This is a genomic window from Polaribacter glomeratus, assembly GCF_002954665.1.
GTDB classification, from domain to species: domain Bacteria; phylum Bacteroidota; class Bacteroidia; order Flavobacteriales; family Flavobacteriaceae; genus Polaribacter; species Polaribacter glomeratus.
In genome coordinates this window covers 2,081,629-2,090,033 of the sequence record NZ_MSCM01000001.1, presented here as the reverse complement: position 1 = coordinate 2,090,033, position 8,405 = coordinate 2,081,629, and the positions used below count along the sequence as shown (strand labels likewise).

Genomic DNA, 8,405 nt, shown 5'->3' with positions numbered 1-8,405 from the left:
ATTTGTGCATGGTTTGTTGCGTAAATTTAACGAAAAATTAATTAAAAAACACGGACTTTCACGATTCCGAGGTTTTTCGCAAGAAAAACCAATAAAGCAATAAATTATGCACGGTGTTGTAAAATGCAGGCTTTAATTCTCCCATTAATTTTTCTATTCTATTAATTCCCCTTTTTTATTAACTCTTGTTTCCAATTTCTCCAGTTTTCTAAATGGCAATATTGAGTAAAAATTCCACAAAGAAAATAATTCCGAAAGCTGCTTAATTCCACAATTTTGGTTTTTCAGCGTTTGAGTAAATTCAAACGCTTTGATAATTTCCCACATTAGCAAAATTCCGTCAACTTTTTCCTTTTTTCAACATTTTAAAACTCCAAAAAGAAACAAAGTCATTTCAGAATTTTGACTCGCGAAAGAGTGTTCCAAAATCTATTTTTTCAAACATTTTTTTCCTATTTTGGTTTTCAAAGGTTTAAAGCTAAATGTTTTTTTAAATAACTATTGGTCTTAAATTATAACTTCCCCCTGTTTTTTACAACGGATTTGTGCATGGTTTGTTGCGTAAATTTAACGAAAAATTAATTAATAAAACACAGACTTTCACGATTCCGAGGATTTTCGCAAGAAAAACTATAAAGCAATAAATTATGCACAGTGTTGTAAGTAGTTGTTTATTTATTATCCCATTTTCTTTAATTTTTCTAACTTTTTTAATTCCGTCTTTTGCTTAATTCCTCAGTTTTTGCTTGGTTTTTGTTTTCCGAAAAAGTGAAAATTCCGCAACTGTTTAAATTCCTTATTTTGCTCAATTCTGAAATTTAGATATTTTCTTTATTTTTTAAATAAGTAAAAATTCCGCAAACTTGCTTAATTTCGAACGTAGCTCAATTCTGAAAACCTGCTTAATTCCTCAAACTTCCTTAATTCCGAAAGTTGCTCAATTCCGCAAACTTTGTAAATTTTGCGTTTTGATAAAATTCCAATTAGCGAAAGAGTGTTCAACAGTTTTCATTTTTTTCCGAACTCTAAAAATAGAGAGATTTAAGATTATTGAACTATAAATTTATTCAGTTTGAGGATTTTCGCCAATTACTTACAACGTGTTTGTATAAGGTTAGTTGCGTGTTATAAGCGACTAACTTAGTAAATAAAACACGAACCAAGAAAGTCCGTTTGGACTTTCCTAAATAAGCGATTTGCTAGCAATTAATTTTATACGGTGTTGTGCAACGTTTTTATTTTTTGGTATAATACATTTTCCAATTCAACCGATTTTTTCACGTTCACACTTTCAATTCCGTAAATCCATTCATTTTGGTATTCAGTCCAATTAGTTTTATCCGATGCGATTTTTTGTCCGATTTCATTATTAATAGATTCAATTTTTTCAAATTTGGGGTTGGTCATTTTAAAAACTCCTACATAGTTGTCGGCAATCAGTTCAGATAATATTTTTCCACAAACAAAGACAGTTCCGTTTTGAGTTTCTAATTCAGGGTAATATTTTTTTACAGAATTATTCAGTTCATAAATTCCTTGAATATCATCATTTATTGCATCAATTAGAATGAATTTAATATGTTCTATCAGATTACTTTTCATAATTAATTGTCCACGTTAATTTCTAAATCTATATGTCTTTCTTTTTTCCACTCCGAAAAACTATCTCTAAAATGTATATGACAATTATCGTTATTTTCAATGTGGCTTTTGACCTTCTCAAAAAAACCGCATAATTTTAAAATGTCATCTTTTGATGAAAAGATAATTCCTAATTTTCCTTGGTCAGGAAAAAATTCGTCATCATCAGAATGAGATTTTGAAAGGTATATTTTCATATTATCTATATGTTTTTCAAATGTTGCACAACGGTTTATATGCAATCAAATATATTGTATTTAGGTTAAATATCACCGGATAATAAAAGATTTCCCTTTTCATTATCGCGGTTGTTTATCTTCTTTAAAGCAATGTCTAATGGGTTTTGAATATCCATTAAATCTTTTCTTTTAACATGTGTATATATCATCGTTGTTTCTGGTTTTGCGTGCCCTAACAACGACTGTATGTATCTAATATCAACACCATTTTCTAATAAATGGGTTGCATAACTGTGTCTTAAGGTATGCGGAGTCACATTTTTCTTAATCTTTGCACTCAAACTGCTCTTTCTTAAAAATTGTCGAACACTTTCTGAACTGTATTTACCGCCGTTTTGCCCTTCGACAAAATAGAGTTCAGGTTTATAAGAATGGTAATAATTAGACAAAAGCGGTAAAAAACTATCCGCTAAACTTACATATCTATCTTTTCTGCCTTTGCCATTCTTTACAATAAGCTGTTTTCTCTCAATATGAAAATCGGCTAACTTTAAGTTAATCAATTCACTAATTCGTAATCCGCAAGAATAAAGTAAAGCAATAATAGCTCTGTGCTTTAAATTTCGTGTACATTGTATAATTGTTAAAACTTCTTCTTGAGACAAAACACTTGGCAGTTTTCTAGATTTTTTAGGCCTTACTAAAACCAAATCATTAATTTTTGTCTGCGGATAAAAAACAATAAATAATTTTAAGGCACTTATAAATTGCCTTTGTGAACTTACCGAATAGTTACGTTCTATAAAAACTTTTTCGATAAAAAGCTCTACATCTCTGTTTGTAAGTTCATCTAAGGGTTTCTTTGTGTAAAAATTAATAAAATCAGCAACAAAAAAAGTATAAGTTTGTAGAGTACTTTGGCTATATCTTTTTCCTTTTAAGTACAAATAAAAATCATTCAAAAGCATTTTTTCTGAATCAGTTAAATTCCGTTTAAATAATTCTTTTTTTGGTAATTTATCAGAATTAATAGGGGTAATATCCTTAAAAGTTTTGGTAATAAGTGCTATGTTTTCTTGGGTGAAATCAACATGCCAACTATTTAAAGTCTTACTCCAGCGAGCATTTTTTAATTTTCTAGTTAAGTTTATAAGAGTATTATTATACTCAAACTTTAAGAGTAGCTTAAGCTCTTTTTTATGACTTTTTTGTTCTAAAAATATAGTAGGATATAGCAATTCTTTATTTTTTTATAGCTCTCTAAAAATAAGCTTTTTTTTTGATAATTGGACTAATTCCGTTATTAATCAGTTAAAAATGTCTCTTTTAGCTGTAAACCGAATTTAATTAAGTTTTTATGTGTAAGATTTTACGGCAATAAATATCGTGAATTACAAAAATATAAACGCGCTTTAAAATCTAAATAACCAACTAAAAAGACAGTTTCAGATGTATTTGTTAACTTAAGAAAAACTTTAAACTATTTACTGAAAACTACTTGTAGAAACTGAAACAAGCAGTGCAAAACATTATAGATCACTAATACCATCACTAAAAAATAAACCCTCAAAACTACTCACTAACATTTCACAAATCTCAACATCCAATTTGTTTTCCCTAACATATTTCTGATTCACTTCAAGCTCAATACCTATATAATTAGATATAAATTGTTTGCGTAAATACGTTGTAAAACCGTCCATTTTGCCCAAATAAGGATAATTATACCGCACGTTTAAAAGCGGGTTTTGTGCTAGAATTTTCTTTTTAAGTAAATTGCAAAACGCTTTTTCCTTGGTGTGCGACGAGTCGTACAGCAAACCGATATCGCAGTTTCGTTCAATAGAATTTAAAATAGGCGTAAAGGAGTGCACAGAAATATGCAGTACTTCATTCCCTTCCTTAATATAACTTCGGATGCTATTCTCAACCTCATTTCGATACACCAAATAATAAGAAGCAATGAGTTCTTTTTTTTCTGATGTAGAAATCGTTTTAGAATAATCTGAAAACAAATTTTTATGATGCAAAGACCTGTTTAGCTCTATTAATAAACGACTAGTTGTGCTCGCTATAGAAAAATCGGCTAAAGGTTTTAGCTGATTAAAAAGGTCTAGTGCACCTAAGTCTAGACCTTTATGAGTATGTAAAATTTGCTTGTTTAATGAAAATAAATGTTGTTGATGCACCGGAACTTCATTTCCGCCATGTTCACAAGTTAATACGATTTTCATGGAGTAAAGACTTCGTTTTTCTGCAAACAAACGCCTAAAGCAGTATACACTTTTTTGATATTAGTTTCAGAGAAATCGATATCTATTGCTTTTAAAATTCGGGTAGCCAAAGTGCCTTGGGTTAAAATAGTGTTCAAGGCTTCTAAATGACTTGCATCAATAGACTCTTTTACCAAATTAAATAGGTGTTTCCAAACATTTTGTTGATTGGTAGCCTCTTTTAATCCGAATAATTGAAGGTAGTCTAAGTCTGTAATTAGTGAGTTTTCACCATGTTTTATGGCATCATTTAAAATATCAAAAAGCGGTTCTTTCTTCCATTTTTTCTGATGTTTTAAAGAAACTAAATTTTCACTCACCAATAATTTTAAAACCTCGATAATTAAAACACAAACAGCAATATCTGCCTTTGGGCATTCTTGAATATCTACCAAACGTATTTCAATCGCATTTCTATCAAAACGAGAAATAGCACCTCTAGAATTTAAAAAATGATGGTCTAAAATATTTTCTGTATCAAAAGGTTTAATGGCTTTCTGAATCGGTTCAAATATTGTTTGATGATAGGCTTTTTTTGTAAAAACATTTTCCGGAATTACTTTACCGGTCATTTCTGGTATTTCTTTCTGATTGGTTTTGTAATACTCTAATCTAGTGTCTTTAAAGCCTGTATTTTTACCCTCTAAAATTGGAGAACTTGCACATAAACCCGGAATTAAAGGCAATAGAACACGAACAGCAGCATGTAATTTCTCGAATTCTTCATCGTTAAAAAATGGCAAATTAATGTGCGTACTTTGCACATTGCTCCAACCATGACCTTTGCAATTAAAAATACGATTATAAAGCGCGTAGACTTCGCTATAACTATGTTTCCATAATTGTGTATCCGTATCCGGATTCATTAAAGGATGCGAAGCCGTTGGCATTAACTGTACGTTAAACTCTTTTAAAAGAGCATTAATTTCCACAACATTTGCATAAAAATTTGCTGATAAATTATTTAAATCATTCGTTGGGCCGTTTGTTTTTAACTCTAAAACATGTGCAACCAATTCATTGCTCCAGGCTATTTTTCCGTTTTCAATATCCGAAGTTAAAGAACCATTTTTTTTGGTTAACAAAAGATCAACAATAGGTGTTACTTTAAAAGTATCTGTAGCCACCAGCATGTATTCTAGTTCGATGCCAAACACTTCAAATAAATGATATTTTTTGCCCATAATTAGTCTAATCTATTTTTTAAAGCCATTAATATTTGTGTATAAATGCGGTCTCCATAAAAAGCATCTTCTACACCAAAATCGATATTTGGGTTGTCGTTAATTTCAATAACCATTGGCACATCATCAACCACTTTAATGTCGATTCCGTATAAACCTTTGCCCATTAATCTTGCCGATTTTAAAGCCATTTTTAAAACTTTCTTTGGCACTTTATCTATAGGTAAACAATCTGCATTGCCATCTTGATCATCTTTCTTTTTAGCATCCCAATTGTAAATTTGCCAATGCCCTTTTGCCATATAATATTTACAGGCATAAAAAGGCTCATCATCTAAAATACCAATTCTCCAATCATAATCCGAAGGGCAAAATTCTTGCGCAATAATTAAATCAGACTCTTTAAGCATATTTGTAACCAATTCGTTATACTCTGCTATCGTTTTAGCTTTTTTAACTCCAAAAGAAAACGTAGAATCTGGCGCTTTTAAAACACAAGGCAATCCTGTTTTTGCCAAAACTTCGTCTCTATTGTCTTTATGCACAATAATCGTTTTTGGTGTGGCAATATTTGCATTGTTTAAAGCCTCTGCCATATACACTTTATTGCAACATTTTAAAATAGCATCTGGGTAATCTATAATGGCAATGCCGTCTTGCTGCGCCTTACGAGCAAAAGCATAGGCTTCATTATTAACCTCGGTACTTTGTCTAATAAATAAGGCATCAAAAGAGTTTAACCTACTTAAATCTTTCGGTTCAATAATTTCTGCATAAATATTCATTTTCTCAGCAATCTCAATAAACTTTTTTAAAGCCTTTGCATTACTTGGTGGCGCCGGATCATTGGGATTTACTAAAATAGCCAAATCGAAATCAGATTTTATAAGTTTTGGCGTGTCGTAGCGTTTTTTAGAAAAATACTGGTTTGCAAACTCATGAACACTCTCAAAATGATCTGCAGGAATTTCTGATTCTGCGATTGCTCTAATACTCTGAATTTCCCATTTTGTAGTGTGATTAAATTTTACACGTAAAAAAGGAACCTGAAAATGTTTGTAAAACAACGCGCTTAATTCTTTATATTTTTGTGCAACATTTTGGCCAAAATATACGCTTAATGTAAACTCTCTAGACTTTATGTTTTTTAAACTATTCTGTATATTATCATCAAATTCTTCGGATACGATTCGCACCAATTCTAAGGCCTTTAAATCTACTATATTTTTTATAGTAGGTATTGCCAAATGACCTCTAGCTTCTGCTAAAAGGGATACGTAATATCCTTTAGATTGATAGGAGTAATCCTTGCAAAGGTTAAAGATTCTGGCACTCTTGAGTAACGAATATTTAGGGTTGGTTAAATACTCTTGCGAAGAGATAACATTAATATTTTCTATGGAAAAGTTCCATTTTTCTACTTGGTTTACAACAACGTATTTATTCATTTTTGATTTTAAAAACAGTTTTAAATTGAAACAAAATTATAGCAATTTTGGTCATGTTTTACATGAGTCCTAAAATATTTTATAGCTAAAAGTTCCACTATTTATGATGAAAACCCTAAGGTACAAAAAACTTCTTGATACAAAATTCTTGAAAAAAGAATTTCACTCGATGTAACAATTTTTTTATCAAGCTTAATTTTATGTGCTTTTAGTTCGAGGGGTTTCGATTTTTATCGAAATTGTATCGAGAACCTTTTTTACCTCTAACTCATATTAATTGTAATTTTGTGTCGTTCAGATTCTATATCAAAATTGTATTGAGAATCTTTGCATAATTTAATTATAAGACGCATTTCGATACAGGATTTCATTCGAAACTCTAAGGCACAAAAAAAGCATCAACTTTTAAATTGATGCTTTTTTATAAAATTATAAGTCTGTTTATTGAAAACAGGTACCTACCAACTGAAACTGCCAACTGAGACTGATAACTGATACCTGTTTATTGATAACTGACAACTGATCACTGACAATTGAACACTACAAAAACACTCTCCAACCATAAGGATCTTCTACCTTATTTGTCTGAATATCTGTAATTTTTTTCTTTAATTGAGATGCAAACGGATTTTCTAATTCTGGTAAATCGTAATCATTTTCTTGATATCCAAAACCAGCAATTGGCGATATTACTGCCGCAGTACCTGCACCAAACATTTCTTTTAAATTTCCGTTTTTAGCAGCTTCAACCACTTCACCAACAGAAATTTTTCTTACTTCTGTTTTAATGCCAGCATCTTCTGCTATTTGCAAAATACTTTTTCGGGTAATTCCGTCTAAAATTCTGTCACTAGTAGGGCTGGTAATTAAAGTGTCGTTAATACGAACAAAAATATTCATTGCACCCGCTTCTTCAATAAACTGATGCGAGTTGTCATCCGTCCAAATAACTTGATTGTATCCTTTTTCGATTGCTAATTGCGTTGGGTAAAACTGTGCAGCATAATTACCACCAGCTTTTGCAAAACCAACACCACCATTAGCAGCACGTGCATATTTTTCTTCAATTAAAACTTTTACTTTTCCTGCAAAATAAGCACCAGAAGGAGCCGTACAAATTACTAACTTATATGCATTTGCAGGCGAGGCATGAAAACCATTACCCGTAGCAAACATAAAAGGTCTAATGTATAAAGAACTACCTTCGTTTGTAGGAATCCAATCGCTATCAACTTCTAATAATTTTTTTAAACCATCCATGAAAACATCCTCAGGAATTTGCGGAATTACCAAACGCTCTGCCGATTTATTTAAACGTCTACAATTTTCTAAAGGTCTAAAAAGCATCATTTTGCCTTCTGCGTCTTTATAAGCTTTCATCCCTTCAAAAATAGATTGTCCGTAATGAAAAATCTTTGCAGAAGGATCTAAAGTTATAGGGGAATAAGGTTTGATAATTGGAGTTTGCCAAGCGCCGTCTTTAAAATCAATTTCTAACATGTGGTCAGAAAATACGCTTCCAAAAGGCAAATTGTTAAAATCTACTGAGTCTATCTTCGATTTTTCTATAAGTTGAATTTCTATATGAGACTTCATTCTTTTTATTGATTGTTTTTATAACACAAATGTACATAATTTATTTCTCCAAAGTTTACGCGTAAGTTCAATTTTCTTACATTT

7 protein-coding genes are annotated in these 8,405 nt (G+C 30.9%); all 7 read right to left on the bottom strand.

What is annotated here, in order from left to right:
• Window positions 1–1,212: 1,212 nt before the first annotated feature.
• The 7 genes from BTO16_RS08940 to BTO16_RS08910 all read right to left on the bottom strand — a co-directional run bounded on the left by BTO16_RS08940 (window position 1,213) and on the right by BTO16_RS08910 (window position 8,321).
• Entirely contained in the window at window positions 1,213–1,602 is a 390-nt protein-coding gene (locus BTO16_RS08940; RefSeq protein ID WP_105021242.1) for a hypothetical protein, read from the bottom strand.
• Window positions 1,603–1,604: 2 nt separating this feature from the next.
• Window positions 1,605–1,838 carry a hypothetical protein gene (locus BTO16_RS08935; RefSeq protein ID WP_105021241.1) on the bottom strand — a complete coding sequence of 78 codons (234 nt, stop codon included), beginning with the start codon at window positions 1,836–1,838 and terminating at the stop codon, window positions 1,605–1,607.
• A 65-nt stretch (window positions 1,839–1,903) separates the two neighbouring features.
• On the bottom strand, window positions 1,904–3,058 hold the full coding sequence (gene xerA / locus BTO16_RS08930; protein ID WP_105021240.1) for a site-specific tyrosine recombinase/integron integrase: 1,155 nt from the start codon (window positions 3,056–3,058) through the stop codon (window positions 1,904–1,906).
• A 291-nt stretch (window positions 3,059–3,349) separates the two neighbouring features.
• Window positions 3,350–4,054 carry an N-formylglutamate amidohydrolase gene (locus BTO16_RS08925; RefSeq protein WP_105021239.1) on the bottom strand — a complete coding sequence of 235 codons (705 nt, stop codon included), beginning with the start codon at window positions 4,052–4,054 and terminating at the stop codon, window positions 3,350–3,352.
• Window positions 4,051–5,277 (bottom strand): glutamate-cysteine ligase family protein, encoded by a 1,227-nt coding sequence (locus tag BTO16_RS08920; RefSeq protein ID WP_105021238.1) that lies wholly within the window; start codon window positions 5,275–5,277, stop codon window positions 4,051–4,053. Before BTO16_RS08920 ends, BTO16_RS08925 begins: the two co-directional genes overlap by 4 nt.
• 2 nt (window positions 5,278–5,279) lie before the next feature.
• The gene (locus BTO16_RS08915) at window positions 5,280–6,725 is read right to left on the bottom strand and encodes a RimK family protein (RefSeq protein WP_105021237.1); all 1,446 of its coding nucleotides are present in this window, start codon (window positions 6,723–6,725) and stop codon (window positions 5,280–5,282) included.
• Window positions 6,726–7,265: 540 nt separating this feature from the next.
• On the bottom strand, window positions 7,266–8,321 hold the full coding sequence (locus tag BTO16_RS08910) for a branched-chain amino acid aminotransferase (protein ID WP_105021236.1): 1,056 nt from the start codon (window positions 8,319–8,321) through the stop codon (window positions 7,266–7,268).
• Window positions 8,322–8,405 lie beyond the last annotated feature (84 nt).